Source organism: Paractinoplanes aksuensis (assembly GCF_024137025.1).
In the GTDB taxonomy this organism is placed as follows: domain Bacteria; phylum Actinomycetota; class Actinomycetes; order Mycobacteriales; family Micromonosporaceae; genus Actinoplanes; species Actinoplanes aksuensis.
This window is the reverse complement of sequence record NZ_JAMYJR010000010.1, coordinates 149,133-175,772: the sequence shown is the minus strand read 5'-3', so window position 1 is coordinate 175,772 and position 26,640 is coordinate 149,133. Positions and strand designations below refer to the sequence as shown.

Sequence of the window (26,640 nt, the reverse complement as noted above, 5' to 3'; positions counted from 1 at the left end):
TCGGTCACCGAAGGTTCGGCAGAACGTAAGTTCAGGGGCCGGCAGAACGCCTGCCGGCCCCTGAACGTGTTACGTCAGTTGCTGGGTTGCAGCACGACGGTCGCCGTGCCGGTCTGGGCCGGGTCGCCCGTGTCGGTGTAGGAAGCCACGAACACACCGGTCAAGTTGTCGGCGCCGGCGTGACCGGCGTCGAGGAACGTGACGATCGAACCGGTGCAGCCGGAGGCGGTGGACAGCGGGTGGCCGTGCTGGTCGTGCCCGAGGACGTAGGTCACCGTGACCCGCGAGCAGTCGACCGGCGCGTCGTCGGTCACCGTCACCTCGAAGTTCACCGTGTCGCCGAACGCGAACGGCTGGCCTTCCTGCGGGGTGACGAACGTGACGACCGGGGCCGCCGTGCCGACCGGCAGCCGCACCTCGGCCGAGGAGGACCGGCCGGTGCGGTCGGTCACCTTCAGCGTCGGGCGGTAGTTGCCGTTCTTGGTGTAGGTGAACGTCGGGTTGGGCGAACGCGAGTCGACCCGGTTGTCGTTGTCCAGGTACCACTCGTACCGCAGGGCGTCGCCGTCCGGGTCGGTCGTGCCGGCGCTCGAGAACTGCACCGTCAGCGGCGCCTGGCCCGAGGTCGGCGTGGCCGTCATCTTGGCGATCGGCGTGCGGTTGCCGCGCACGTAGTCGAACCGGGACAGCTGGGCGTCCGGGTTCTCGGCGAAGTAGCCGTCGCCGTACTCGAGGACGTAGAGCGCGCCGTCGGGGCCGAACTCGAGGTCCATCGGGTTGTCGAAGACGAGGTCGGGCAGCACCGACTCGACCTTGGTGACCTGGTTGCGCCGGTCGAGCGTGAGCGCCTTGACCCAGTCGCGGGTCCACTCGGCGAACAGAGGCTTGCCGTCGAACGCGGCCGGCCACTTGGTCGCCGACTTCGACCTCTTGTCGTAGTCGTAGGCCGGGCCGCCCATCGGGCCGATGCCACCGGTGCCGAGCTCGGGGAACTCCGCGCTGGCGGTGTAGGTGTAGGCGATCTCGGCCTTCTCGACCGGCGGCAGCTTGGTCAGGCCGGTGTTGTGGGGCGACTGATTGACCGGCGCCGCGCAGTTGAACGCCGCGCCCGAGGTGCCGGTGGCGAAGTCGTAGTCCACATAAGGCTTGTCGGCGTCGGCGCAGTACGGCCAGCCGTAGTTGGCCGGCTTGTCGATGGCCAGCCAGCGCCCGTGCCCGGCCGGGCCGCGGGCCGGGTTCGGCTGCTGCGCGTCCGGCGAGTAGTCACCGAGGTAGATGACGTCGGTCTTGGGGTCGATGGTGAACCGGAACGGGTTGCGCAGGCCCATCGCGTAGATCTCGGGCTTGGTCTTGGGCGTCCCCTGCTTGAACAGGTTGCCCTTGGGGATCGTGTAGCGGCCGTTCGCGCTGACCTTGATCCGCAGGACCTTGCCGCGCAGGTCGTTGGTGTTGGCCGAGGTGCGCTGAGCGTCGAACACCGGGTTGCGGTTGGCCCGCTCGTCGATCGGCACGTAGCCGCTCGAGAAGAACGGGTTGCTGTCGTCGCCGGTGGACAGCAACAGGTTGCCCTTGCTGTCGAAATCGATCTTGCCGCCGACGTGGCAGCACCAGCCGCGGTCGACCGGCACCTGCATGATCTTCTGCTCGGTGCGCAGGTTGAGCGTGCTGCCCTGCAGCTTGAAGCGCGACAGCTGGAGGTGGCCCTTGAACGGCGCGAAGTCGGCCGGGGTGCCCTCGGCGGGCGCGTCACCCTCGTTGACCTGCGGGGTCAGCGGGTCGTCCTTGGGGGTGTTCAGCACCGGAGAGTAGTAGACGTAGACCCAGTTGTTGCGCTTGAAGTCCGGGTCGATCGCGATGCCCTGCACACCCTCTTCGTCGTGCAGGTAGACCGGGATGTTCGCGGCCAGCACGTTACGGCCGGTGGCGGGCTCGTGGATGCGGACCTCGCCGCCGCGAGCGGTGTGCAGCACCCGCCGGTCGGGCAGCACGGCGAGGGCGATGGGCTCACCCGGGAAGTCGTTGAGGGTGACCTTCTGGAAGTCGGAGGACGGCGGCAGCGGCTGGTTGGCGGATCCGCCACCGGCCACGGCCACTGAGGGGGTGACCAGCAAGGCCGCCCCCGCGACACTGAGAACTGCCAGACGACGAAGCATCAGAAACGGAGCCCCTCCAGGTAGGTGTAAGCGCGCTGGGCGGTGACTAGTGCGTCGGCGGGCGTGCGCGGCGGCGAACCGGCGTCGTCACGCTCCACGATGTACTCGACCAGGCCGGCTTCCTTCGAGTGCTCGAAGATGCGGCCGAAGTCGATCAGCCCGTCGCCGGCGTCGGCGAAGCTGGCGTTGATGTCGAGGTCCTTGACGTGGACCTGCTTGATGCGGCCGCGGTTCTCCTTGATCAGGTCGACCGGGTCGTGCGCACCGCGGAAGGCCCAGAACAGGTCGACCTCGAAGTGGACGTACCTGTTGTCGGTCTCGTTGAACAGGATGTCCATGCCGGTGAGCTTGGTGCCGTTCTGCCGGAAGAACTCGGCGTGGTGGTTGTGGTAGCCGAACGAGATGCCGGCCCGCCGGGCCAGCTTGCCGGCCTTGTTGAGGTCGGCCGCGAACGCGCGGTAGACGGCCGCGTCGCGCACCGGGCCGTTGGCGCCCTGCCCGAAGAACGGGTGGACGATGAACTTGTTGCCGACGATGTTCGCGTCCTCCAGGGCGGCTTCCCACGTGGAGGCGTTGAACGGCTGCGGGATGCCGACGTGCCCCGAGGTGGCGCGCAGGCCGGCGGCGTTGAGGGCGGCCCGGAACTGTGCGGCGGTGCGGCCGACGAAGCCGGCGTGCTCGACCCGGGTGTAGCCGATCTCGCGCAGCTCGGCCAGGCTCTCCTCGAGGTTGATGGTGAGCTGGTTGCGCAGCGTGTAGAGCTGCACGCTGATCTGGTCCTTGGGCACGCGGCGGGACGAGTGGTGCGAGCCGCCCGCGTGCGCGGCGCCGGGAACAGCAATGGTGGCAGCGGCCCCGGCGGCAGCCGCGGCGCCGAGAAGCTGGCGACGGTTCAGGGATTGCGGCATTGCTTCTCCTTCGAACGACATCGTTCGATGAGGTTACGCACGTGTTTCGTTTGAAGGGAAGGGAACTTTGATCGAGAAATTCAAAAGTTTCTACAGTTGACGCAAAACGCCCCAGCCACCGATAGTGACTGAGGCGTTCGTTGATGTAACCAGATGTCAGCTTATGCGCGCCTCCGCGTCCACGCGCGACAGAGCGCCGGTGAGGATGGACAGTCCCTCGTGAGCCTCGGCCTCGGTCAGCGTCAACGGCGGTCCCATCCGCAGCACGTTGCCGTAGAGACCGCCCTTGCCGACCAGCAGACCGCCGGCCCGGCACTCGTCGAAGACACGCACCGTGGCCGCCGCGTCGGGCTCGTTCGTGCCCGGCCGGACGATTTCCACGCCGATCATCAGCCCCTTTCCCCGCACTTCGCCCAAACTCGGCAGGTCGAGCGCGCGCAGTCCGTCGAGGAGGATCGCGCCGATCCGGGCCGCGTTGGCCTGCAGATCGTGGTCGAGCACGTAGTCGAGCACCGCGGTACCGGCCGCCATCGAGAGCGGGTTGCCGCCGAACGTGGAGAAGCTGATCGCCGGCACCGCGTTCATCACCTCGGCCCGGCCGACCACACCACCCAGCGCGAAGCCGTTGCCGATGCCCTTGGCGAACGTCAGCAGATCGGGCGTGACGCCGTGGGCCTGGTAACCCCAGAAGTGCTCGCCGGTGCGGCCCCAGCCCGTCTGCACCTCGTCGGCGATCAGCAGGATGCCGGTCTCGGTCAGAACCTTCTGGTACGCCCCCAGCACCCCGTCGGGCCCGGCCACGAACCCGCCGACCCCCTGGATCGGTTCGGCGATCAGCGCGGCCACGTCCCCGGCGGTGACCGTGGCCAGCACCTCGCGCAGATCGTCGACCGCCGCCTCGAGGACGTCGCCGTCGGCCAGCCCGGCCATCCGCCCGCGCAACCGGTCGCCGGAGGCCAGCCACTGCACCTGCAACGGGCTCAGCGAGCTCGACGACCAGGAGCGGTGCCCGGTGACGGCCATGGTGGCGAAAGTCCGGCCGTGGTAGCTGTTCTTGACGGCCAGGATCTGGTTGGAGCGGCGTACGTTCGCGGCCATCAGCAGCGCGGCCTCGTTGGCCTCGCTGCCCGAGTTGGTGAAGAACACGCGCGCGTCGGGGATGCCGGAGACCCGGGCGATCTTCTCGGCCAGCTCGACCTGCTGCCGGATCAGGTACAGCGTCGAGGTGTGCACGACACCCGTGGCCAGCTGACGCTGCACGGCCTCGTTGATCTCGGCGATGTCGTACCCGATCATGTTGGTCAGCACGCCACCGAAAAAGTCCAGATAGGTACGGCCGTCGGAGGCCGTGACGCGGCGGCCCGAGCCACTGACGATCTCCAACGCGTCGTCGCCGTAATAGATCGGCATCCAGCCCGGCATGACGGCGCGGTGGCGGGCCAGCAGGTCATCGCTCATGGTCAGTCCTCTCGAAAGGTCATCGCCAGCCTCGCGGGTGCGGACGGGCTCGTGGGCCACTGCCGCGGCTGTCCGACAGGGCCGCCGCGGCCAGCGCGTCGGCCAGCGCGTCGACGCCCTCGGCGACCAGCCCGGCTGTCACCCGAACATGGTCGCTCTCCAGCGGCGTCACGCAGAAGGGGGCGCCGGGTGAGACGGCGATGCCGTGGGCGGCCAGCGTGACCAGGGCGATCTGCTGGTCGTCGACGGCCATCCACAGGTTGATGCCGTCGGCCGCGGTCGCGGTCACACCCCGCTCGTGCAGCGCACCGAGCAGGGCCGCCCGCCGGGCTGCGTACGCGTCGCGGGCCTTGCGGATCTGAGCCGTGGCCACCGGATCGGTCAGCAGGTCGAGCAGCACCCCCTGCAGCAGCCGGCTCGACCAGCCCGGCCCGAGCAGCCGCCGGTCGGCCACCGGGCCGATGACACTGGCCGGCCCACCGACCGCGGCCAGACGCAGGTCGGGCCCGTGCGACTTCGAGAAGCTGGCGATGTGGACCGTGCGCTCCGGCAGCAGCCGGCCGAGGCTGACCGGGCCGGCGGTGGCGATGTCGCCCGCGTGGTCGTCCTCGATCACCAGCACGCCGGGGAAGTCGCCCAGCACCTCGGCCAGCGACGCCGCCCGCGAGGACGACATGCTCACGCCGGTCGGGTTGTGGGCCCGGGGCTGCAGGAACACGGCAACCGCGGGATAGTCCGACAGCACCCGCCGCAGGCCCGCCGCGAGCATCCCGGACGCGTCCATCGGCACGCCGACCACCGTGGCCCCGACCGTCTGCAGCAGGTCGAGCAGCGGCGGGAAGGCCGGGTTCTCGACCACCACGTGGTCGCCGAACCGCACCACCTCGCCGATCAGCCGGTCGAGGGCGTCGAGGGCACCGTCGACCACGGTCAGCCGCTCGGGCGGGAACGGCCAGCGCTCGCGCAGCACGGCTTCCAGGGCCGGCAGCACCGGTTCGTCAAGATAGCTGGAGGTCAGGCGCCCGTCACCCATCCGCTTGAGCGCGTCGGTCAGGTCGGGCAGCAGGTCGTGGTCGGGGATGCCGGTGGACAGGTCGAGTGACGCGGCCGCGGCCCCGCCCAGTTGGGAGTAGCGCAGCCGCTGCCGGGGCAGCATCGGCGCGGCCACGTACGTGCCCGACCGGCCCCGGGTCTCGATGGCGCCGGCCCGGGTCAGGCTGCGCCACGCCTCGCTGATCGTGGTCGGGCTGACCCCGAGCTCGCGCGCGACGTCGCGGACGGTCGGCAGCCGGGTGCCGGCCGGCAGCTGCCCGGCGGTCACCAGGCGGCTCACGGCCGCGGCGATGCCCCGGGCGCTGCGGTCGTCGACCGCCCCGGTGATCAGCGCGAGCAAATTACCTCTCCGAAACAGTCCGTTACAACCAGGCAATTGTTCGCCTCGATGTGTGTCATTAGTGTCCTACGGCATCCGAAGCCGACATTCAAGGCCTAGCGCAGCTGGTATGACGGGGAGTAGACACACGATCACAGGCGCTTCCACCGCGCCCAGGCATCAATGAGAGGGGCACTCATGAGCGACATCGTTCGCGCCGCCCTCGTCCAGACGACGTGGACGGGCGATAAAGAATCGATGATCAAGGCGCACGAGGACTACGCCCGCGACGCCGCCGCCCAGGGGGCGAAGGTGATCTGCTTCCAGGAACTCTTCTACGGCCCGTACTTCTGTCAGGTCCAGGAGGCCGAGTACTACGAGTACGCCGAGTCCATCCCCGGCCCGACCACCGAGCGCTTCCAGGCCCTGGCGGCCGAACTAGGCATGGTCATGGTCCTGCCCATGTACGAGAAGGAGCAGGAGGGCGTCCTCTACAACACCGCCGCCGTGGTCGACGCCGATGGTTCCTACCTGGGCAAATATCGTAAGCACCACATCCCCCAGGTGAAGGGCTTCTGGGAGAAGTTCTACTTCCGCCCCGGCAACCTGGGCTACCCCGTCTTCGACACGGCGGTGGGCAAGGTCGGCGTCTACATCTGCTACGACCGGCACTTCCCCGAGGGCTGGCGCGAGCTCGGTCTGGGCGGGGCGCAGATCGTCTTCAACCCGTCGGCCACCAGCCGCGGCCTGTCGAGCTACCTGTGGCAGCTCGAGCAGCCGGCCAGCGCGGTGGCCAACGAGTACTACATCGGCGCGATCAACCGGGTCGGCACCGAGTCGCTGGGCGACAACGACTTCTACGGCCAGAGCTACTTCGTCGACCCCGAGGGCAAGTTCGTGGGCGAGGTCGGCGACACCCACAACCCCGAACTGATCGTCCGCGACCTCGACCTGGGCCTGATCAAGACGGTCCGCGAGCGCTGGCAGTTCTACCGCGACCGCCGCCCCGAGAGCTACACCCGGACGGTGGAGCTGTGAGCATCCTGATCAAGGGCGGGACGGTCATCGGCCCGACCGGACCGTATGCGGCCGACGTGCTCGTCGACGGCGAGACGATCGCCGCGATCTTCGCACCCGGACAGGCGCCGGACGGGCCGGAGGTCATCGACGCCACCGGCAAGTACGTGATCCCGGGCGGCGTCGACGCCCACACCCACATGCAGCTGCCCTTCGGCGGCACGGCGGCCAGCGACACGTTCGACACCGGCACCAAGGCGGCGGCGATCGGCGGCACGACCACGATCATCGATTTCGCGGTTCAGCGGTACGGCGAGGTCGTGCCGGACGGGCTGGCCGCGTGGCACGCCAAGGCCGACGGCAACTGCCACATCGACTACGGCTTCCACATGATCCTGGGCGGCGTGGACGACGACGCCCTCAAGGCCATGGACCAGCTCGTCGGCACGGAAGGCATCACGAGCTTCAAGCTGTTCATGGCCTACCCGGGCGTCTTCTACTCCGACGACGGCCAGATCCTGCGGGCCATGCAGAAGGCCCGCGACAACGGCGCCATGATCATGATGCACGCCGAGAACGGGCCGGCCATCGACGTCCTGGTCAAGCAGGCCCTCGAACGCGGCGAGACCGACCCGATCAACCACGGCCTGACCCGCCCGCAGGAGCTCGAGGCCGAGGCCACCAGCCGGGCCATCTGGCTGGCCAGTGTGGCCGCCGACTGCCCGCTCTACATCGTGCACCTGAGCGCGTCCAAGGCCCTGGAACAGGTGAAGGCGGCCCGCGACCTGGGTCGCAACGTCTTCGCCGAGACCTGCCCGCAATACCTGTACCTGACGCTGGAGGACCAGCTCGGCGCGCCCGGCTTCGAGGGCGCTAAGTGGGTCTGCTCGACCCCGCTGCGCAGCAAGCACGAGACCCACCGGGCCGACCTGTGGCAGGGCCTGCGCACCAACGACCTGTCGGTGGTGTCGACCGACCACTGCCCGTTCTGCATGAAGGACCAGAAAGAGCTCGGGCTGGGCGACTTCTCGAAGATCCCGAACGGCATCGGCAGCGTCGAGCACCGGGTCGATCTGCTCTATCAGGGCGTCGTCGACGGCAAGCTGTCGCTGGCGCGCTGGGTCGAGACGATCGCGACCACGCCCGCCCGCATGTTCGGCATGTACCCGCGCAAGGGCATCATCGCGCCCGGCTCGGACGCCGACATCGTGCTCTACGACCCGAACGGGCGCACCCGGATCAGCGTCGAGACCCACCACATGAACATGGACCACTCGGCCTGGGAGGGCTGGGAGATCGACGGCAAGGTCGACACGGTCCTGTCCCGCGGCGAGGTCATCAGCCGCGGCGGCGAGTACACGGGCCGCGCCGGTCGCGGCAAGTACGTCCCCCGCAGCCTCTCCGACTATTTGATGTGAGGGGCGCGTATGGACATCGGAGTAGTACTGCAGAACAACCCGCCGGCCTTACAAGTGGTCGAGCTGGCCAAGCTGGCGGAACAAAAGGGGTTCAGCCACGTCTGGACCTTCGACTCGCACGTGCTCTGGCAGGAGCCGTTCGTCATCTACTCGAAGATCCTGGACGAGACCGAGCGGGTGATCGTCGGCCCGATGGTCACCAACCCGGGCACCCGCGACTGGACGGTGCTCGCCTCACTCTTCGCCACCCTCAACGAGATGTACGGCAACCGCACCATCTGCGGCATCGGCCGGGGCGACTCGGCGCTGCGGGTGCTGGGCGCCCAGCCGCAGTCGCTGGCCCAGCTGCGCGAGTCGATCGGGGTCATCCGCGGGCTGGCCAACGGCGAGAAGGTCGAGCTCCGGGGGACCGAACAGCAGCTCGCGTGGGCTCCGGACAGCCGTCTGGAGGTCTGGGTGGCGGCGTACGGGCCGAAAGCTCTGGCTCTGACCGGCGAGGTCGGTGACGGCTACATCCTGCAGCTGGCCGATCCCGACATCGCGGCCTGGATGATCGGGGCCGTCCGGCGGGCGGCCGAACAGGCGGGCCGCGACCCGATGGCCGTCAAGTTCTGCGTGGCCGCGCCCGCCTACGTGGGCGACGACCTGGCCCACCAGCGGGAACAGACCCGGTGGTTCGGCGGCATGGTGGGCAACCACGTGGCCGACATCGTGGCCCGCTACGGCAGCGACGGCACGGTCCCGCAGGTGCTCACCGACTACATCAAGGGCCGGCAGGGCTACGACTACGCCGAGCACGGGCGCGCGGGCAACACGCACACGTCGTTCGTGCCGGATGAAGTGGTCGACCGGTTCTGCATCCTCGGGCCGGTCGAGAACCACCTCAAGCGGCTCGAGGAGTTGCGGGCGCTCGGGGTCGACCAGTTCGCGGTCTACCTGCAGCACGACGCCAAAGAGGAAACCCTCGAGGCGTACGGGAATCACGTCATCCCGGCGCTGTCGTGAAGAGAGCCCTGTACGTCCTCCTGGGACTCGCGGTCGCCGCGGCGCTCTGGGAGGGGTACAAGGCCGTCGGCAACCCGGACGGCACGGTGCTGTTCGGGGTCCGCATCTTGCCGCGGGCCGACGACCTGTCGATGCCGCACCTGTGGACGGTGCTGGAACGGCTGGGCCGCCCCGAGCTCACGGGCGGCCGGCCGGTCTGGATCGTCGTGGCCTCGGCCTGCCTGTTCACGCTGGGCATCACGGCCGCCGGCTTCGTCATCGGCGCGCTGATCGGGCTGCTGCTCGCGGTGGCGATGGAACGGTTCCGCATCGTCGAGCGCGGCCTGCTGCCGTACGTCATTCTCTCCCAGACGGTGCCGCTGGTCGCGCTGGCGCCGCTGGTGGCCGGGTGGGGCGGCACGATCATGCCGCCCTGGGCCGTGGTCTCGGTGATCGCCGCCTACCTGGCGTTCTTCCCGGTCGCGGTGGGCATGCTGCGCGGTCTGCAGTCGCCGTCGGCCAGCGGGGTCGAGCTGATGCGCAGCTACGCCGCCGGGTGGTGGCGCACACTGGTCAAGCTGCGCTTCCCGTCCGCTCTGCCCTACCTGTTCCCGGCGCTGCGCCTGGCCGGGGCGGCCGCCGTGGTCGGCGCGGTGGTCGGCGAGATCTCCACCGGCACCCGCGGCGGCATCGGCCGCCTGATCATCGAGTACTCCCGCGAGGCCACCTCGGACCCCGCGAAGGTCTACACCGCGATGCTCGGGGCGGCCGTGCTCGGCCTGGTCGTCGCCGGACTCGTCAGCCTGCTGGAACTGCCGCTGATGCGGCACCGCCGCCACGTGGAGGTGGTCACGCTATGAGCGCTGTGGTGGTCGACAAGGTCACCAAGACCTTCAACCGCGGCCGTACGGATGAAGTGACCGCCTTGTCCGAGGTGGACCTCACCGTCGCCGACGGCGAACTCGTGTCGCTGATCGGCCCGTCCGGCTGCGGCAAGAGCACCCTGCTGCGACTGATCGCCGACCTCATCCAGCCGTCCACCGGCACGGTGACCGTCGCCGGTCAGAGCGCCGGCCAGGCTCGCAAGGAGCAGGCCTACGGCATCGCGTTCCAGCAGGCGGGCCTTTTCGAGTGGCGGACCGTGCTGCGCAACGTGGAACTGCCTCTCGAGCTTCGCGGCCTGTCCAAGCGCGAGCGCAAGGCGCGGGCCGAAGAGATGCTCACACTGGTCGGGCTCGAGGACTTCGCCGGGCACTATCCGGCCCAGCTCTCCGGCGGCATGCAGCAGCGGGTGGCGATCGCCCGGGCCCTGGCCGTGCAACCGCCCCTGCTGCTTATGGACGAGCCGTTCGGCGCACTCGACGAGATGACTCGCGAGCGGCTGCAGTCGGAGCTGCTCGGAATCTGTACCCAGACCGGCACGAGCACGGTCTTCGTCACCCACTCCATCTCCGAGGCGGTGTTCCTCTCGAACCGGGTGGTCGTGATGTCGGCCCGGCCCGGGCGCATCACCGCTTCGATCACGGTCGACCTCCCGAGCCGCGACGACGCGGGCCGGCAGTCACCCGCCTTCTTCGAAAAAATCACCGAGGTCCGCCAGGCCCTGCGCGGCACACCGGCTGCCGCCCCGCCGCCGCGCGCCTCCGAGGGCGCCGCGGCGGGAACGGACGCGCGATGAAGTGGACCCGCGCGGTCCTCCCACCCGTGATCGTCGGCGTTCTGGCGATCGTGGCGTGGGAACTCACTGTCTCACTCGGACGGATCGCGCCGTTCATCCTGCCCGCGCCGTCGGCGATCTGGAAAGAGCTGGTCGCCCAACGGCAGAACGTGTGGGAGGCCGCGCTGGCCAGCGGCACGAACGCGCTGATCGGCCTGATCGCCGGCGCGGCGCTGGGCATCCTGGTGGCGATGGCGGCGAGCCGCTTCAAGCCGCTCACCGAGGTCTCGATCCCGTTCGCGGCCGTCCTCAACGCGCTGCCGATCATCGCGCTCGCGCCGATCCTCAACAACATGTTCGAGTCGACCAGCAGCATCCCACGCCGGCTGGTCACGGCCATCATCGTGTTCTTCCCGGTCTTCGTGAACACGCTGCGGGGCCTGCGCGAGGTCAATCCCATCCATCAAGAGCTCATGCGCACATACGCGGCCAGTGGCTGGACCTTCTCGGTGAAGGTGCGGTTGCCCGGCGCGCTCCCCTACGTCTTCACCGGCTTGCGGCAGGCGTCGTCGCTGGCGGTGATCGCCGCGGTGGTGGCCGAGTACTTCGGCGGCCTCCAGACCGGACTCGGCTCCCGCATCACGTCGGCTGCCGCGTTCACCGCCTACCCCCGTGCCTGGGCCTTCGTGATCGGCGCCTGCCTGCTCGGACTCGTTTTCTATCTCACCACGCTGCTGCTGGAGCGCCTGGCCATGCCGTGGCGCACCCGCCTCATCGCCTGACCCGACCCACCACAACGCAGGGCCCGCCCTCCCAAAGGGGGCCCCCATCCAACACAGCAATCCTTCCAAAATTCGCACGATCTTGCCGGCGCCCTGTGGACAACCACCACGGTGCCCTGTGGACAACAACCCCCATGAAACGGAGGCATCCATGCGACGAATCCGAATATTGACCGCCGTAGCCGCCACGTCCGTGATGATCCTGGCCGGCTGCGGCACCGCCGATCCCGAGCCGACCACCCCCGCCCCCGGTGGCAGCGGCGGTGCCCTCGCCCCCGTCAAGCTTCAGCTGCAGTGGTTCTTCCAGGCCCAGTTCGCCGGCTACATCGCCGCCGTCGACCAGGGCTTCTACAAGGAGCAGGGCCTCGACGTCGAACTGCTCGAGGGCGGTGTCGACATCGTGCCGCAGACCGTGCTGGCTCAGGGCAAGGCCGACTACGCCGTGGCCTGGGTGCCCAAGGCCCTGGCCTCGCGCGAGCAGGGCGCCGGCATCACCGATGTCGGCCAGATCTTCGGGCGCTCGGGCACGTACCAGGTGGCCTGGAAGGACAGCGGCATCACCAAGGCCGCCGACCTGAAGGGCAAGAAGGTCGGCAACTGGGGCTTCGGCAACGAGTACGAGTTGTTCGCGGGCATGACCAAGGCCGGGCTCGACCCCGGTAAGGACGTCACGCTGGTGCAGCAGCAGTTCGACATGCAGGCGCTGCTGAAGAAAGAGATCGACGCTGCCCAGGCCATGAGCTACAACGAGTACGCCCAGCTGCTCGAGGCCAAGAACCCGGCCACCGGCAAGCTGTACACGGCCGACGACTTCTCGATCATCGACTGGAAGAACGAGGGCTCCTCGATGCTTCAGGACGCGGTGTGGGCCAACACCGAGAAGCTCGACGACCCGGCCTACCAGCAGCAGACCATCAAGTTCCTGACCGGCACGATCCAGGGCTGGGCGTTCTGCCGCGACAATGCCGAGAAGTGCCGCGATCTGGTCGTGGCCAAGGGTTCCAAACTCGGCAAGAGCCACCAGCTGTGGCAGACCAACGAGACCAACAAGCTGATCTGGCCCGCGCCCGGCGGCATCGGCGTGATCGACGAGGCGGCCTGGAAGCAGACCGTGGACATCTCGATGACCACCAAGAACCAGACCGGCGACACCGTGCTGACCAAGGCGCCCGAGGGCCTGGCCTTCACCAACGACTACATCAACCAGGCCATCACCGCGGCCAAGGCGGCCGGGGTCGACGTCAACGGCACCTCGTTCCAGCCCACCACCGTCACCCTGACCGAGGGCGGCGCCTGACCGCCGCCCCTAGATCGGGACCATCCGCGCTGCCAGCGCGACTGCCGTGAGGTCGCCGCCGCGAAGTTTGCCCGCGGCGGCGACCGCACCCAGGCTCTCGAGCCGTTGCGCGGTCGCCTCGACCAGTTCCTCCTCGCGGCCCAGCAGGCGGCGGGCGATCCGGGCCTGCCAGGGGCTCAGGTCGGCGTACGCGCACTGGTCGAGCGCGGTGATCGTGGCCGCGTCGAGGGTGCCGGCCAGGGCCCGTTCCGTCACCACGCCGAGCAGCCAGTCCGGCCACCACCCGTACTTGCCGACGGCCAGGCCTGACCGCACGGCCGCGGCCGGTGTCTGACCGGCGCCGATCAGCCGCATCGCCAGTCCCATGTCGAACCGTTCGAGGCGCATGCCCTCGACGAACACGCGCAGCAGCGGCATCGTGCCGGCGAACGGCTCGATCCCGGCTGCCCCCTCGGGGTAGCGGCCCCGGAGGACATCCAGCAACGCGTACGCCTCGGCCAAGCCCTCCTCGTCGGCCGCGCGCTCGCTGAGCCGGGCCACCGTCGCCTCCAGACGGTCGACCGCCTTGTCCGACCGTTCGAGCAGTTCGCCGCCGGCCGGGCGGTTCAGGTGGCGCACCCGCCACTCGGCCGCGATCTCGGCCTCGCGCCGCAGCAGCCGCGAGGTGATCTTGGGCATGATCTCGTCGCTGAGCCCCTCGGTGACCGACGCGCCGTCGAACCGCTCGGTCGCGTTCAGGAACTGGGCCCACCACGAGGGCGGATGACTGATCGCTTTCATCGCCGGCTCTCCCTTTCCGGAAGCCTCGGATTCAACATGCCCGCCTTGACCAGGGCCCGGCTCAGCGGCCGGGTCAGGTCGGCCAGGCGGACGCAGGCGTCGGCGCCGATCGCGTCGTACGCCGGTTCGGCCCGGCGGTCGGTGGTCGCCTCGAGCCCGGCCCGCAGTTCCCGGCCGGCGTCGGTCAGGCCGCCGGTGTCGAGCAGGCCCCGGTCGCGCAGCCCGTCGGCCGCCGCGGCCCACGCCTCACGCCGCCACCCGCGGCTGACCCGCAGGAACCGCTCGTCGGTCTCGCCCGACGCGGCGTGCAGCACCAGCGCCTCGATCCCGCCGACCCCGGCCGCCACCAGCGCCGCCACATGCCCGTCGCCGCGGAACTCGCGCAGAAGCGTCTGCGCGTGCCACAGCACCAGGTGGGGCTCATCCGGCCAGGGCAGCTCGGCGTGCGCGGCGAACAGCGGGCGGCCCTGCGGCCAGGCCGTCGCCGCCTCGGCCGCGGCCCGGGCCAGTCCGGCCGCCTCGGCCACCTCGGCCGAAGCGAGCGTCTCGGCGCCCAGCCCGCGGGTCAGCGCGGCGTCCACCGCGGACAGCCGCGCCTCGGCCATCGCGGCCGGCGTGGTGCTCGCCCAGACCGCGGGCAGGGCCCGGGCCACCAGGGCCGGGTTGAAGTTGTAGAAGGTGGCGGTGACCAGACCCGGACCGCACGGCCCGAACGCGGCCGCCCGGGACGCGAAGTAGCCGTCCTGGGGGCCGACGCCCAGCCCGGCGTAGCGCTCGGGCGCCTCCGGCGCGAAATAGATCATGGCGTGGATCGGCTCGGTCACTCGCCAGGCCCGGCGTTGCGGCGACTCGCTCACTTCGAACCCTCCTCGTTCCCGTTCCACGGCAGTTCCTCAGCCACGGCGTTCTCGATCGGCGCGACCGAGTGCTCCGGTGGCGGCCGGTCGGTGACGGTGTGCCACGCGCCGGCCGTACGGGCCGCGGCCCGGGTCACCATGTGCACCGGCAGCGGCGGCGGGGTGAACGGCCCCGCGCCCCAGCGCACCCAGATCGCGACGCGGCCCGCCGCCGCCTCGGCCAGCAGCTTGTCGACCGTGCGGGGGCGGTCGAGCCGGTCGACCTCGATGGCCAGCGGCGGGCCGCCGGGCCGGGCGCAGGCCACGTCGAGCACCGAGTGGCCGCGCAGCGGCGGGGGCAACGGGAAGACGCTGGGCGCCCGCCGGTAGACCCGCCAGCCCTGACCCTCGGCCCACTCGGCGATCGTGTCGATGATGCGGGTCGTCGCCTGGTCCTGGCCCAGCTCGGCGAAGTGCATCGCTTCCAGCCGCTCGCCCAGGCTCCGGGCCGTCCGCGTGCCGTCGTCCGCTGTGTCCATCGCCAAACCCTAAGCCCCGGCGCCGACGGCCACGGTGCGGCGCGACAGCATCTCGGTCATGCGCTCCGGCGGCATCGGCCGGGCCATGTGGTAGCCCTGCCCGAGCGTGTAGCCGAGGCTGCGCAGACGGTCGGCCTGCTCCTGCGACTCGATCCCCTCGGCCACCGTGTCGAGCCCGAGCGCGCCGGCCAGCTGGGCCACCGCGAGGGCCACGGCCTGACGGGCCTCGGCCGCGGGCGATCCGGGCTCGTCGAGCTCGATACCGTCCACGAACGACTTGTCGAGCTTGATGATCGAGGCCGGGAACGACCGCAGCAGGCTCAGCGAGGACTCCCCGGTGCCGAAGTCGTCCAGGGCCAGGCGTACGCCCATCGCGTGCAGCTCGTGCAACGTGCGCGAGACCTGCTGGCCGCGCAGCACGGCCGACTCGGTCAGCTCGAGCACGAGCCGGTCGGCCGGCAGGCCGCTCTCGGCCAGCGCCATCCGCACGTCCTCGACGAAGTCCGGGTCGTGCAGCTGGCGGATCGACACGTTGGGCGCGACCTTCTGCAGGGCGTCCGGGCCGAACTCGGTCAGCCAGGCCGCGGCCTGCCGGCACGCCTCGCGCAGCACGAACCGGCCCAGCGGCACGATCAGCCCGGTGGCCTCGGCGGCCGGGATGAACTCGCCCGGCGGCAGCAGGCCGCGGGTCGGGTGGTCCCAGCGGACCAGCGCCTCCACCCCGATCACCTCGCCCGCGCCGAGCGCGACGATGGGCTGGTAGTGCAGGCGGAACTCGCCGGCCTCGAGCCCGCGGCGCAGGTCGCCGCCGATCCGGGCGTGGGCCATGACAGGCTCTTCCATGCCGTCGTGGAAGCGCACCCGGTTGCCCTTGCCACGCTGCTTGGCCGCGTACATGGCCATGTCGGCCTGCCGCAGCAGCTCGTCGATCCCGACGCCCGGCGTCGCGGTGGCGATGCCGATGCTGGCGTGGGTGAGCAGGCGGTGGTGGCCGATCGGCTCGCACAGGGCGTCGAACAACCGGTCGGCCACGGTCTCGCCGAGCGGGTTGGGCCGGGTCAGCAGCAGCGCGAACTCGTCGCCGCCGAGCCGGGCGGCCAGCCCGTGCGGGCCGGCCACCTCCCGCAGCGTCGCCGCCACCGAGGTCAGCAGCTCGTCGCCGACGTCGTGGCCGAGCGAGTCGTTGACCGCCTTGAAGTCGTCCAGGTCGACCAGCAGCACGGTCGCCTCGCCGGCGGCCATGGCCGCGACGACCCGCTCGCGGAACAGGCTGCGGTTGGCCAGGCCGGTGAGCCCGTCGTGGCTGCCGTCGTGGCGCAGGCGCGCCTCGGTGGCCCGCTTCTCGTCCAGCAGGCGGTGGTTCTCGCGGGTCGCGGCCAGCTGGCGCACCGCGATCAGGGCGGTGAGCACGACGACGGCCACCAGGACCACGCGGTCCGGCCACGCGAGGTTGCCGCGCAGCACGCCGAGCAGCGAGGCGTCGATGGCGAGCATCGAGACGTACGGGAGCCACGAGTTGACCCGGCGGGACCGCGACCCGGCGGCGCTGCCCTGCTGGTGCACGGCGCCGGTGACGAGCAGGAAGGCGGCGGGCATGACGACCGACTGGGCCAGCAGCGCCCCGTCGTCGCCGTACTGGGAGAGCAGCGCGATGCCGCCCGAGACCAGCGCGGCCGCCGCGATCAGCCGCAGCGCCCGCCGGTCGACCGGGCCCCCGGCGATGTACGAGACCTTGACGACCGCACCCAGGCCGATGAGCAGCACGAGGCCGGTCAGCACGAGCGCCTGCACGGTCCAGCCCGCGTCCGAGGTGGCCATCGGGACCAGGGCGAAGCTCCATAGCACGCTGCCGCCGCCGACGAAGGCGATGGACCGGTCGACGAGCTGCTTGCGACGGGCGGTGGCGCCGGAGACGCCCAGGGGCACCCGGATGACAGCCCACATCGAGATCAAAAGCCCGAGACCGGCCGGTACGGCGGTGGCGTACGACATGTACGGCAGTGCGGGCGAGACCTGGAAGGCCGTGACCGCCAGCCAGGCGAAGCCGGCGGCGATCCCGATGCTGCCGGCCAGCAGCTGCCGCCAGAAGCGGCGGCCGGCCGGTTCGAGCCGGGAGCGGCGCAGCAGGGCGACGATCGACCCGATCGCGGCCAGACCGGCCAGCGGGTTGAAGACGTACGCCAGAGCCTCGGGCCCGGGCCGGGTCAGGAACCACAACCCGCCCAGCAGCGTGACCACGAAGGCAGCGAGGACGTACCGCAGGGGTGCGCGCTGATCGTTGGTCACCTCGACGGAATCGGCAGCGCGGAACGGCATCGTAGGACTCCGCACTGCGACCTCCTTCACGGGCTCACGGGTTTCTCCCCCGGCGCCGGGCCGGGGACAGCAGGATGGAACGCATGGAGCGCAGCCGGGAGGACGAGGTCCGCGACCGTCTGGCCGACATCGCCGGCGACGAGCCGGGCCCGGCCGAGCAGGCGCTGCTCGGCCGGCTGATCCGGTCGTACCTGCAGAAGACCCCGGCCGGGGTCGACCGGCTGAGCGAGCTGCTGCGCGGCGGCGACACCGACACGTTGCGCGAGCACGCGCACGCGCTGAAGGGGTCGGCCTCGAACATCGGGGCGGCGAGTCTGGCCGCGGTCTTCGCCGAGGTCGAGCAGGCCGCCCGGGCGGGCTTCGTGCCCGACCCCGATCTGACGCTGGGCCGGATCGCCTGCGAGCAGGCGCTGGTGCTGCCGATCCTCGAGAAGCTGGCCGGCGAGGCCTAGAACCGGCGCGCGCCGGGCACGGCGAGCACGGGCTCGATGATCTCGATCATCCGGGCGAAGTTGTTGAGCCGGTCGAGCAGCAGTTCGGTGACGACCATGCCCCGGCCGATCAGCACCAGGCCGTTGGTGGCCACGATGTCCTCGGCCACCCGCATGCCGACCTCGAGGTCGACCACGCGCAGACCGCGGACCTTCTCCTTGACCTGGACGCAGCCCTTGACCTTGCGCAGCGCGGCCAGCACGTTCAGGGCGCTGTGGTCGCGGCACTCGAGCACGGTGATCGCGCTCTCGACCTCGAGGCCGCGGCTCTCCAGCGTCTCGAAGTCGATGGCCGTCCGGATGACGTCGACGGCCGCCTCGACCAGCGGGCTCGGGTGCGGCGGCGGGTTGAGGCTCAGCCCGCGGACGATCTCGATCACGTCGGACAGGTTCGGGATGTTCTTGAGCAGCTGCACCGCGACGCCCGGCATGGCGTCGACCATGCCCTGCTCGTCGTCGGTGCAGGGCAGGCCCTTGTCCAGCTTGGCCAGCACCGACGGCGGCAGGGTGACCGCGCCGAGCTGGGACGCCATGGCGGCCACCTCGATCTCCCACAGCGCGTCGAGCTGCATCTGGTGGCAGAGCTCGGAGACCAGGGTGCGGATGCGGCCGGCCCGGGCGAAGGCGAGCGGGCTGGCCAGCTGCAGCACCCCGAACAGGGCCTGGAGGCTGGCCTTGAGCGTCTTGTCGAGCAGCTCCCGGTCGGCGGTCGACCGGCCGTGCCGCTCGACCGCGTCGTGCACGGTGGCCCGCAGCTCGTCGGTGCCGACCGGCTTGGCCAGGTAGCGGTAGACGCCGCCGTCGTTGATGGCCGCGATGGCCGAGTTGAGGTCGCTCTGCGCGGTGTGCAGCACGCGGGTCGTGTCCGGGTACTCGACCTGGACCCGGCGCAGCAGCTCGACGCCGTCCATCTCGGGCATGCGCAGGTCACTGATCACGGCGGCCACCGGGCCGGACGAGGCGAGCAGGCGCAGCGCCTCGGCCCCGCTGTCCGCCACCAGCACCTTGTGGTCCCGGCGCAGCTGCAGCGAAAGGGTCTCGAGGATGGCGCTCTCGTCGTCCACGAGCAGCACGGTCGGCCGTTCGGTCATTCTTGTCCCCCGCGGATGGCGTCAAAATGTCGTCTGACTGCCTGATCGGACGGGCGGTGACGGCGACTAAGCGTTTTCCCCACCGGCAACGATCGGCAACCGGATGAACACCGTCGTGCCCTGGGGCGGGTGACCGCTGAGGCGGATGGTGCCCCCGTGCAGCTCGACGATGGTCCGGGCCAGGCTCAGACCCAGCCCCTGGCCGGCGATGCCCTGGTGCCGCACGTTGCTGGCCCGGAAGAAGCGGTCGAAGACCCGGTCCCGTTCCTCGGCCGGGGTGCCGATGCCGTGGTCGGTCACGGTCAGCTCGGCCGAGCCCGCCCGTTCGACCAGCACGACCTCGACGTCGCCGCCCCGTGGGCTGTACTTGATCGCGTTGGCCAGCAGGTCGTCCATTACCTGCCGCAGCCGGCGGGCGTCGCCGTCCAGCGGCAACGGCTCGTCCCGCTCGTGGACCAGGCGGACCCCGTTGGCCGCCGCGGCCGGGCGGGCGGCGGCCAGCGCCGCGGCCACGACGGCGGACAGGTCGACCCGCTCCTTGCGCAGTGCCACGTGCCCCGAGTCCAGGCCGGCCAGGTCGAGCAGGGTGTCGACCACGGCCCGCAGGCTGGTCGCGTTGCGGTGCACGGCGTCGACCATGGCCCGGCCCTCCTCGTCGAGCGCGGACCGCTCGTCGCCGAGCATCGCCGCGCTGGCCACGATCGAGGTCAGCGGCGTGCGCATCTCGTGGCTGACCAGCGCGATGAAGTCGTCCTTGGCCCGGGCCAGCTGGCGGGCCAGCGCCTCGGCCCGGCGCAGCGCGACATAGACGCCGATCCGGGCGGCCACGCCGTCGAGCAGCAGGGCCAGCAGGTCCTCGTGCGGCTCGGGCGCGCTGCCGTAACAGGTCAGCACGCCCAGCACGGTGTCGGCGTCGCGCACGGGCACCGACAGCACGGTCCGGATGCCCGCCCGCAGGCAGGCCGCAGCCCGGCGGCGTTCGGCCTCGCTGCGCAGCGAGGCCGAGTCGGCGATGTCCGGCACCCACAGCGGGCGGCCGGTCGACCACACCCGCCCGGTGATGCCGGTCCCCTTGACCGGCGCGAACGTGAGCACCTGGTCGAGGCCGCTGCCGGGGGCCCACCACCGGCCGCCGAGGGCGAGTTCGCCGGTGTCCTCGTCGGCCAGCCACAGCTCGGCCGCGGGCCAGCCCAGGGTGGCGCCGAGTGCGGCCAGGACGCCGGGCGCGGCCCCGGTCGCGCAGTCGGCCGAGCGCAGCGCCTCCTCGACCGCCCGGTGGCACTCGCGGAAGCGTTCGGCCCGGCGCAGCGCGGTGACCTCGCGGGCGATGGCGACCGCGCCCAGCCGCCGCCCCTCGTCGTCGAGGACGGGCTGGGCGGTGGCCGCGATGATCCGCTCGCGCCGCCCGGCGACCCGCACGATGAGGTCGGTGTCGACCCGCTCGCCGCGCGCGGCCCGCTGGATCGGCGACTCCCGCCACGGCACGACCCGGCCGTCCGCGTCGAACAGGGCGCCGGTGGCCCGGGTCGGGTAGAGCCGGGCCGCGGCGTCCACGGGCAGGCCGATCAGCTCGCGCACCGACCGGTTGACCACGACGATGTCCCCGTCGGTGTCGCACGCGATCACCCCCACCGGCAGGTTGTCGATCAGCGCGGCCAGATAGGAGTCGCAGCCCGAGGGCCGGGCCAGCGCGGTCAGCTCGGTCAGGATGCGGGCGTGCTCGTCGGTCCAGGCCCGGGCCCCGGGGTCGAGCACGGCGAGCGCGCCGACCGGACGCCCGGCGTCGTCGCGCACCGGCACGGCCAGGAACGACGGGGCCTGGTCACGCTGCACCCGCCGGTCGGCCGACACGGCCCAGCGGGCGACGTCAGCGTCGGGCGGCCCGTGCCCGCCGGCCAGCAGCACACCCTCCCGGTCGACCAGGGTCAGCTGGGCCTCGGCCGCGGCCAGCAGGCGCCCGGCCAGGCGGGCCAGGGCGTCGGGGGCGAGCGGCAGGGCCGGGAGCGTGTGCTTGGCCGTGCGGACGGCGCCGAGGCGGTCCGGATCGGCCAGGACGGCCTCGTCGACGACGACCATGGGTTGCCCGATCCCCCACGCGGCCCGCCCGCAACCAGCCTCCCGCGCATCGCGGGCTCGGGCTATTTATACCCTAGGCCCGCTTTCATATGTCTCACGACAACAATCTGTTTCAGACGGATACCGGCCATATCGCGGGGCAGCCCGAGTCGGCGCCGGAGTGCCCGTGCGCGCCGAGCTCGGTCAGCTCGGTGACGACCTCGCGCAGCCGGTCGTTGGGGCAGGGCTTGAGCAGCACCACGCACACGCCGGCCGCGATGGGCCCGCTGTCGCCCGGGTGCAGGTGGCCGCTGAGCATGACGATCGGCGTGTCCCGCAGCTCGGGGTGGGCGCGGATCGACCGGGTCAGCTCGAGCCCGTCCATCCGCGGCATGCCCAGGTCGGTCAGCACGACGTCGGGCCGGTCGGCGACCGCCATCTCGAACGCCCGCTGGCCGTCGGGGGCGTGCGTCACCGTGTACCCGGCCCGCTTGAGCAGCCGGCTCAGGATCAGGGCGATGTCTTCGTCGTCCTCGGCGATCAGTACTGAGGGCATCTTCGCTCCGATGTTCGGGGCCACTCTGCAAGCATGAGCCCGAGATAGACCGGGATGTGCCGGTTTCACGTTATGGCTTCTCGGCCACTCCGACGAGGAAGGCGTTCTCGGCGGTCTCGCTCTCGCACTCCCGGCCCGGCGCCGAGCACCACTGGCGGAACGACTGCACACCCGGCTCCCGCAGCGGCCAGTCGCCGAACAGGGCGGTCGTCTCGGCCTCGTCCCGGGCCACCATCGGGGCGGTGGTGTTGTTGTAGATGCGGCGGACCTGCTCGACGCGCGGCGAGGGACGCTTGCGACAGGCGTGACTGAGCGCGAGCAGGCTGCCGGGCACGACCGCCGCCCGATACCGCTCCAGCGCCGCCCGCAGGCGCCCGGTGTCGGGGATGAAGTGCGCGACCGACACCAGCAGCAGGCACACCGGCCGATCGAGATCCAGAATTTCCCGTACGGAGGGAGAGGCCAGCACCTCGTCCGCGTCGAGCAGATCGCCGTAGACGACGTCGGCCCCCGGGTCCCCGGCGAGCTGCTGCTTCCCGTGTACGAAGGCCACGGGCTCGACATCGACCCCGAGCACCCGGCTCCGCGGGTCGAACTGGCGCGCGACGTCGTACGCGTTGCCCGGAGCGGGGATGCCGCAGCCCAGATCCAGGAACTGGTCGACGCCGGCCTCGGTCGCCATCCGCACCACCTCGCGCAGGAACTGGCGGTTGAGCCGCAGGATGGCCGGCAGCTCGGGCATCGCGCCCCGGGCCGCGGCTGCCGCCTGCCGGTCGGCCGCGAAGTGGTGCTTGCCGCCCATCAGGAAGTTGTGGATGCGGGCCACGCTGGGCCGCTGCGGATCCACCTCGGGCAGCACGGCCACCTGCTCCCCCAGCACGTTCATGGCCCGAGCGTAGGCAAAGCACCCCGCCGCACCGGTCGGAATCGATAAGGTGGTCCGGTTATGGGCGGAACGTACGTATCGACCGAGGCGACCGCGCTGGTCGGCGCGATGATGCGCTCGGCCCATGACGCGATCTGGACGGTCGGCCCCGACTTCACCGTGCGGAGCTGGAACCCGGCCGCCGAGAAGCTGCTCGGCTGGGCCCCCGGCGAGATCGTCGGGCGCAGCGCCGACCTGCTCGTGCCGCCCGACCGCCGCGACGACCAGCGCGAGATGCTGACCCTGCTGGCCGCGGGCGCCCGGCTCGAACGGTTCCGCACCCAGCGCAAGCACCGCGACGGCCACTGGGTGCTCGTGACGCTCTCGATGTCACCGCTGTCCGACGGCGACGAGCAGCTCGGACTGACCGTGATCGCCCGCGCCGTCGGTCACCGGGAACGGCTCGAATCGAGCCTGCAGGCCCTGCTCGAGGCCGCGCCGGACGCCTTCGTCGGCATCGGCGACGACGGCCGGGTCGTGCTGGCCAACGTGCAGGCCGAGCAGCTCTTCGGCGAGACCCGCAACGGGTTGCTCGGCCGTCCCATCGACGACCTGATCGACGTACCCCTGGGGGACCCGGACGACCCGGACGCCGGACCGGCCGGCGCGCGCCGGATCGACGGGACGACGGTGCCGGTCGAGGTGTCGATGAGCCCGCTGCCGACCGAGGAAGGGCGGCTGCGGTGCGCGGTGATCCGGGACATCACCGAGCGCGTCCGGGCCCAGGACAGGGTGCGGCAGCTGCAGGCCGAGGCCGAGCGGGCCCGGATGGAGGCGCAGCTGCAGCGCACCCAGCGTCTCGAAGGCCTGGGCCAGCTGGCCGGCGGCGTGGCCCACGACTTCAACAACCTGATCGCCGTGATCGCCAACTACGCGACGTTCATCGAGGAGTCGGCGGCCGACGCCGGGCTCCAGGAGATCGCGGGCGACGCGGCCCAGATCACCAAAGCCGCCCAGCGCGGCGCCGACCTCACCCACCAGCTGCTCGCCTTCGCCCGGCGCGAGGTCGTCCGCCCCCGGCCGCTCGACCTCAACGACGTGATCACCGACATCGAGCAGATGCTGCGGCGTTCGATCGGCGAGCACATCGCCCTCTCCGTCCGCCTGGCCGAAGGTCTGCCGTCGGTCACCGCCGACCCCGGTCAGCTCGACCAGGTGCTGGTCAACCTGGCCGTCAACGCCCGCGACGCGATGCCCCGGGGCGGCCAGCTCAGCATCGAGAGCCAGGTCGTCGACGTCGACAGCGACTACGCCGCGGGCCGCCCCCACCTGCGGACCGGCCGGTACGTGCGGCTGCGGGTGAGCGACACCGGCACCGGCATGCCGCCCGAGGTGATCGAGCGGGCCTTCGAGCCGTTCTACACGACCAAACCGGCCGGGCAGGGCACCGGGCTGGGCCTGGCCACCGTGTACGGCATCGTCACCGCGGCCGGCGGTGACCTGCACATCTATTCCGAGCAGGGCATGGGCACCACGTTCACGATCCTGCTGCCGAGCACCGACGCCGCGCCCGCTCCCATCGAGTACGAGACCGAGGTCGCCCCCAGCAACGCCCGGCGCGGCACGATCCTGGCCGTCGAGGACGAGCCGGCGCTGCGCGGCGTGCTGACCCGCATTTTGAGCGGGGCCGGGCACGACGTGCTGGTCGCCGCGGACGGCCCGGCCGCGCTCGCGCTGGCCGACGCCCATGCCGGGCCCATCGACGTACTGCTGACCGATGTGGTGATGCCACACATGCTGGGCCGCGAACTGGCCGAACGCTTCGCCGAGCTGCACCCCGGGACCAAGGTGCTGTTCATGTCCGGCTACGCGCGGCCGGTGCTCGCCTCGCAGGGCACCCTTGCCCCCGGCGTGACCCTGGTCGAGAAGCCGTTCAGCAAGAACCAGCTGCTCACCGCCCTGCAGAAGGTGATGGAAAGCTAGTTCAGCCGGCTCTCGGTGGCTGTCACGAAGTTGTCGAGCATGCGGGACAGGCCGTTGAGCGACTCGCCCGGCATCACCTCGGCCGCCGCCCGCCGGAACGCCTCGTCGCCCAGCGCCGCCCGCAGCCGGCTCAGATCGGCCAGCTCCAGCGGCGCCTCGGCCGCGTTCAGGGCGAGCTCGGTGGCCAGGGCCCGGCAGTGCAGCGCCACCGCCGCCGACAGCCGCCCGGTCAGCGTGCAGACCAGGCCCAGCCGGTGCAGGCCCGAGGCCATGCCGGCCCGGTTGCCGGCCTCGGCGTCGACGGCCAGGGCCTGACGCAGGTGACGTTCGACGGCGGCCGGGTCGTCCTCGCCGTCCAGCAGCCCCAGCCGGTCCCAGCCGACCGCTCCGGCCCGCTCCCCCAGCCGCTCGTCCACGGCGTCGTCGCGGACCGTCAGCAGCTCGCTCACCAGCACGTCGTCGACGATCGTGGTGACCGCCTCGGCCAGCGTACGACCGGCCGCGGCCTCGTCCGGCCCGCCGTCGAGCCCGGCCGCCCACCGGGCCGGGTCGCCGATGCCGTTCGCGGCGAGCACCCGCTCGAGCCGGTCGGCCACCTCGGCGAAACCGGCGCCATGGCCCAGCAGCGCGTCGAGGTCGTGCAGGGCGCGGGGATGACCACCGCAGAACGCCCAGGCCCGGGTCTGCTCGGCCGCGTCGATCACGGCCAGGCCGGGCAGCGACTTCATCAGCAGCCGGGCGTCGGCCGCCGTGAGCGGGCCCAGGTGCAGCTCGGTCAGCGCCCGGTGGGCCGGGCCCGGCAGCGCGAACGGGTAGCGGCTGGTGATCAGCAGGCGTCGCGGCCCCGGCTCGCGGACCCAGGCCGTGAGGAATCCGGCCAGCCCGGCGTCCACCGGCTCGGACCGGCCACCGGCGCCCGGCCGGGGCACGGTGGCGAAATCGTCGATGACCAGAATGACCGGTTCGGCGCTGGGCCGGGGTTCACCGAGCGCGATCACCACGTCGGCCGCGGTGGCCGACCCCGGCACCCGGACCGTACGGCTGCCCGGTCTTTCCCGTTCCAGCAGCGGCAACAATTCGGCCAGCAGGCGGCTCTTCCCGATGCCGGCCATGCCGTGAATGACGAGGCCGGGACGGCGCGCGTCGCCGAGCAGCCCGCGCAGCTCGGCGTGGCGTCCCACGAACTCGCCCATCGACGACTCCCGTCGGAGCGCGGCCCCGGGCGAGCCGCGCATCACCGACGGTAAAACTCGGACGCCAGTCAGTCCAGAACGTGACTGACCTGATTCACTTCTTGTCGGGGCCCTCGGCCGCCTTGGCCTTCGCCTCGTCCTCCTTGCTGTGGCGCTGCGCCGGGACGGCCTCGTCGGGCTCGCCGGCGCCGTGCCGCGGGGCGGCGCCGTCGGGGTCGACCTCGCCGATCACCTGGGGCTGGTCGACCCAGAGGGCGCGCAGCTGGCCCTGCATGAACCCGGTCAGGCGGGACCGGTACTCCCGGTCGAACTGCTCCAGGGCCTCGATCTGCTGCTGGAGGGCCTCCCGCTTGGCCCCCAGGCTGCCCACGACGTCGTCGTAGCGCTGGCGGGCCTGCAGGTTGAGGTGGTCGGCGTTGGCCTGGGCGTCCTCGTTGACCGTGCCGGCCTGGGTGCGGGCGTCGCTGACGATCTTCTCAGCGTTGCGCCGCGCCTCCTCGGTGCGGGCGTGCGAGTCGCGGGCGATCTGCTCGGCCGCCGCGCGGGCGTCGGACAGAATCTTCTCGGCCTCGCGGCGCACGTTGTGCGCGTGCACCTGAGCGTCGCGGGCGACCTGCTCGGCGGCGGCCAGCGCGTCCGTACGGATCTTGTCGGCCTGGTGGTGGGCCCGGGCGACGTGCTCCTCGGCCGTGCGCTGGGCCAGGGTCAGCACCTGCAGGGCCTGGTTGCCGGGCTGGGCCGGCGCGCCACCGGACGACGGGGCCGCGGCGGGCTGAGCGGCCGGGGTGCCGCCGGCCTGGGGCTGACCCTGCTTCGGGGCGACGAGGGCATGTTCCGACGTCTGGCTGTCCGGTGAGGTCCCATTGAGCAGCACTTTGACACGATCCTT

The 26,640-nt window shown here is 71.4% G+C and carries 23 protein-coding genes; 9 read left to right on the top strand and 14 right to left on the bottom strand.

The features are described from left to right. Window positions 1–74 precede the first annotated feature (74 nt). The 4 genes from M1L60_RS11245 to M1L60_RS11230 form a co-directional block, all read right to left on the bottom strand. Window positions 75–2,153, bottom strand: coding sequence for a PQQ-dependent sugar dehydrogenase (locus M1L60_RS11245; protein WP_253237300.1), 2,079 nt, complete (start codon window positions 2,151–2,153; stop codon window positions 75–77). Beyond that, window positions 2,153–3,061 (bottom strand): sugar phosphate isomerase/epimerase family protein, encoded by a 909-nt coding sequence (locus tag M1L60_RS11240; protein WP_253237299.1) that lies wholly within the window; start codon window positions 3,059–3,061, stop codon window positions 2,153–2,155. Before M1L60_RS11240 ends, M1L60_RS11245 begins: the two co-directional genes overlap by 1 nt. 156 nt (window positions 3,062–3,217) lie before the next feature. After that, window positions 3,218–4,519, bottom strand: coding sequence for an aspartate aminotransferase family protein (locus M1L60_RS11235; protein WP_253237298.1), 1,302 nt, complete (start codon window positions 4,517–4,519; stop codon window positions 3,218–3,220). A gap of 19 nt (window positions 4,520–4,538) precedes the next feature. After that, window positions 4,539–5,912, bottom strand: a complete 1,374-nt coding sequence (locus M1L60_RS11230; RefSeq protein ID WP_253237297.1) for an aminotransferase class I/II-fold pyridoxal phosphate-dependent enzyme — start codon at window positions 5,910–5,912, stop codon at window positions 4,539–4,541. Window positions 5,913–6,089: 177 nt separating this feature from the next. Between M1L60_RS11230 and M1L60_RS11225 the strand changes: the two genes are divergently transcribed. The 7 genes from M1L60_RS11225 (at window position 6,090) to M1L60_RS11195 (ending at window position 13,046) form a co-directional block, all read left to right on the top strand. Then, a complete protein-coding gene (locus tag M1L60_RS11225; RefSeq protein ID WP_253237296.1) occupies window positions 6,090–6,929 on the top strand; it encodes a nitrilase-related carbon-nitrogen hydrolase in 840 nt (279 codons plus the stop codon). Next, window positions 6,926–8,326, top strand: a complete 1,401-nt coding sequence (gene hydA, locus M1L60_RS11220; protein ID WP_253237295.1) for a dihydropyrimidinase — start codon at window positions 6,926–6,928, stop codon at window positions 8,324–8,326. The genes M1L60_RS11225 and hydA overlap by 4 nt, the downstream gene beginning before the upstream one ends. Before the next feature lie 9 nt (window positions 8,327–8,335). Then, window positions 8,336–9,331 carry a TIGR03842 family LLM class F420-dependent oxidoreductase gene (locus M1L60_RS11215; RefSeq protein ID WP_253237294.1) on the top strand — a complete coding sequence of 332 codons (996 nt, stop codon included), beginning with the start codon at window positions 8,336–8,338 and terminating at the stop codon, window positions 9,329–9,331. After that, window positions 9,328–10,170, top strand: coding sequence for an ABC transporter permease (locus M1L60_RS11210; protein ID WP_253237293.1), 843 nt, complete (start codon window positions 9,328–9,330; stop codon window positions 10,168–10,170). The genes M1L60_RS11215 and M1L60_RS11210 overlap by 4 nt, the downstream gene beginning before the upstream one ends. Then, window positions 10,167–10,988: an ABC transporter ATP-binding protein gene (locus M1L60_RS11205; RefSeq protein WP_253237292.1), complete on the top strand. Its 822-nt coding sequence runs from the start codon at window positions 10,167–10,169 to the stop codon at window positions 10,986–10,988. Before M1L60_RS11210 ends, M1L60_RS11205 begins: the two co-directional genes overlap by 4 nt. Beyond that, entirely contained in the window at window positions 10,985–11,749 is a 765-nt protein-coding gene (locus M1L60_RS11200; RefSeq protein ID WP_253237291.1) for an ABC transporter permease, read from the top strand. Before M1L60_RS11205 ends, M1L60_RS11200 begins: the two co-directional genes overlap by 4 nt. A 151-nt stretch (window positions 11,750–11,900) precedes the next feature. Then, the gene (locus M1L60_RS11195; RefSeq protein ID WP_253237290.1) at window positions 11,901–13,046 is read left to right on the top strand and encodes an ABC transporter substrate-binding protein; all 1,146 of its coding nucleotides are present in this window, start codon (window positions 11,901–11,903) and stop codon (window positions 13,044–13,046) included. 9 nt (window positions 13,047–13,055) lie between these two features. On the opposite strand, the gene M1L60_RS11190 is transcribed toward M1L60_RS11195, so the two are convergent. Genes M1L60_RS11190 through M1L60_RS11175 form a run of 4 tightly spaced genes read right to left on the bottom strand, consistent with a single transcriptional unit; the run spans window position 13,056 to window position 17,532 of the window. After that, window positions 13,056–13,826, bottom strand: coding sequence for a hypothetical protein (locus tag M1L60_RS11190; protein WP_253237289.1), 771 nt, complete (start codon window positions 13,824–13,826; stop codon window positions 13,056–13,058). Further along, window positions 13,823–14,683 (bottom strand): SCO6745 family protein, encoded by an 861-nt coding sequence (locus M1L60_RS11185; RefSeq protein ID WP_253237288.1) that lies wholly within the window; start codon window positions 14,681–14,683, stop codon window positions 13,823–13,825. The genes M1L60_RS11190 and M1L60_RS11185 overlap by 4 nt, the downstream gene beginning before the upstream one ends. Further along, on the bottom strand, window positions 14,680–15,201 hold the full coding sequence (locus tag M1L60_RS11180; RefSeq protein ID WP_253237287.1) for a hypothetical protein: 522 nt from the start codon (window positions 15,199–15,201) through the stop codon (window positions 14,680–14,682). Before M1L60_RS11180 ends, M1L60_RS11185 begins: the two co-directional genes overlap by 4 nt. A 9-nt stretch (window positions 15,202–15,210) precedes the next feature. Then, window positions 15,211–17,532 (bottom strand): putative bifunctional diguanylate cyclase/phosphodiesterase, encoded by a 2,322-nt coding sequence (locus M1L60_RS11175; RefSeq protein WP_253237286.1) that lies wholly within the window; start codon window positions 17,530–17,532, stop codon window positions 15,211–15,213. 68 nt (window positions 17,533–17,600) lie between these two features. Here M1L60_RS11175 and M1L60_RS11170 point away from each other — a divergent pair, with 68 nt between their 5' ends. Then, window positions 17,601–17,969: an Hpt domain-containing protein gene (locus tag M1L60_RS11170; RefSeq protein ID WP_253237285.1), complete on the top strand. Its 369-nt coding sequence runs from the start codon at window positions 17,601–17,603 to the stop codon at window positions 17,967–17,969. Here M1L60_RS11170 and M1L60_RS11165 read toward each other — a convergent pair. The 4 genes from M1L60_RS11165 to M1L60_RS11150 all read right to left on the bottom strand — a co-directional run bounded on the left by M1L60_RS11165 (window position 17,966) and on the right by M1L60_RS11150 (window position 22,596). Then, window positions 17,966–19,099 (bottom strand): response regulator, encoded by a 1,134-nt coding sequence (locus M1L60_RS11165; protein WP_253237284.1) that lies wholly within the window; start codon window positions 19,097–19,099, stop codon window positions 17,966–17,968. The two genes, M1L60_RS11170 and M1L60_RS11165, sit on opposite strands and share 4 nt — an antisense overlap. Window positions 19,100–19,165: 66 nt before the next feature. After that, complete coding sequence (locus M1L60_RS11160; RefSeq protein WP_253237283.1) at window positions 19,166–21,175, bottom strand: sensor histidine kinase; 2,010 nt, start codon at window positions 21,173–21,175, stop codon at window positions 19,166–19,168. A 112-nt stretch (window positions 21,176–21,287) separates the two neighbouring features. Continuing rightward, window positions 21,288–21,710 (bottom strand): response regulator, encoded by a 423-nt coding sequence (locus tag M1L60_RS11155; protein WP_253237282.1) that lies wholly within the window; start codon window positions 21,708–21,710, stop codon window positions 21,288–21,290. Window positions 21,711–21,780: 70 nt separating this feature from the next. Next, window positions 21,781–22,596 (bottom strand): SAM-dependent methyltransferase, encoded by an 816-nt coding sequence (locus M1L60_RS11150; RefSeq protein WP_253237281.1) that lies wholly within the window; start codon window positions 22,594–22,596, stop codon window positions 21,781–21,783. Window positions 22,597–22,656: 60 nt separating this feature from the next. On the opposite strand from M1L60_RS11150, the gene M1L60_RS11145 reads away from it, so the two are divergent. Continuing rightward, entirely contained in the window at window positions 22,657–24,558 is a 1,902-nt protein-coding gene (locus M1L60_RS11145) for a hybrid sensor histidine kinase/response regulator (RefSeq protein ID WP_253237280.1), read from the top strand. Here the strand turns inward: M1L60_RS11145 and M1L60_RS11140 are convergent. Beyond that, entirely contained in the window at window positions 24,555–25,751 is a 1,197-nt protein-coding gene (locus M1L60_RS11140) for a hypothetical protein (RefSeq protein WP_253237279.1), read from the bottom strand. The genes M1L60_RS11145 and M1L60_RS11140 overlap by 4 nt on opposite strands. 94 nt (window positions 25,752–25,845) lie before the next feature. Next, on the bottom strand, window positions 25,846–26,625 hold the full coding sequence (locus M1L60_RS11135) for a hypothetical protein (protein WP_253237278.1): 780 nt from the start codon (window positions 26,623–26,625) through the stop codon (window positions 25,846–25,848). Window positions 26,626–26,640: the final 15 nt, after the last annotated feature.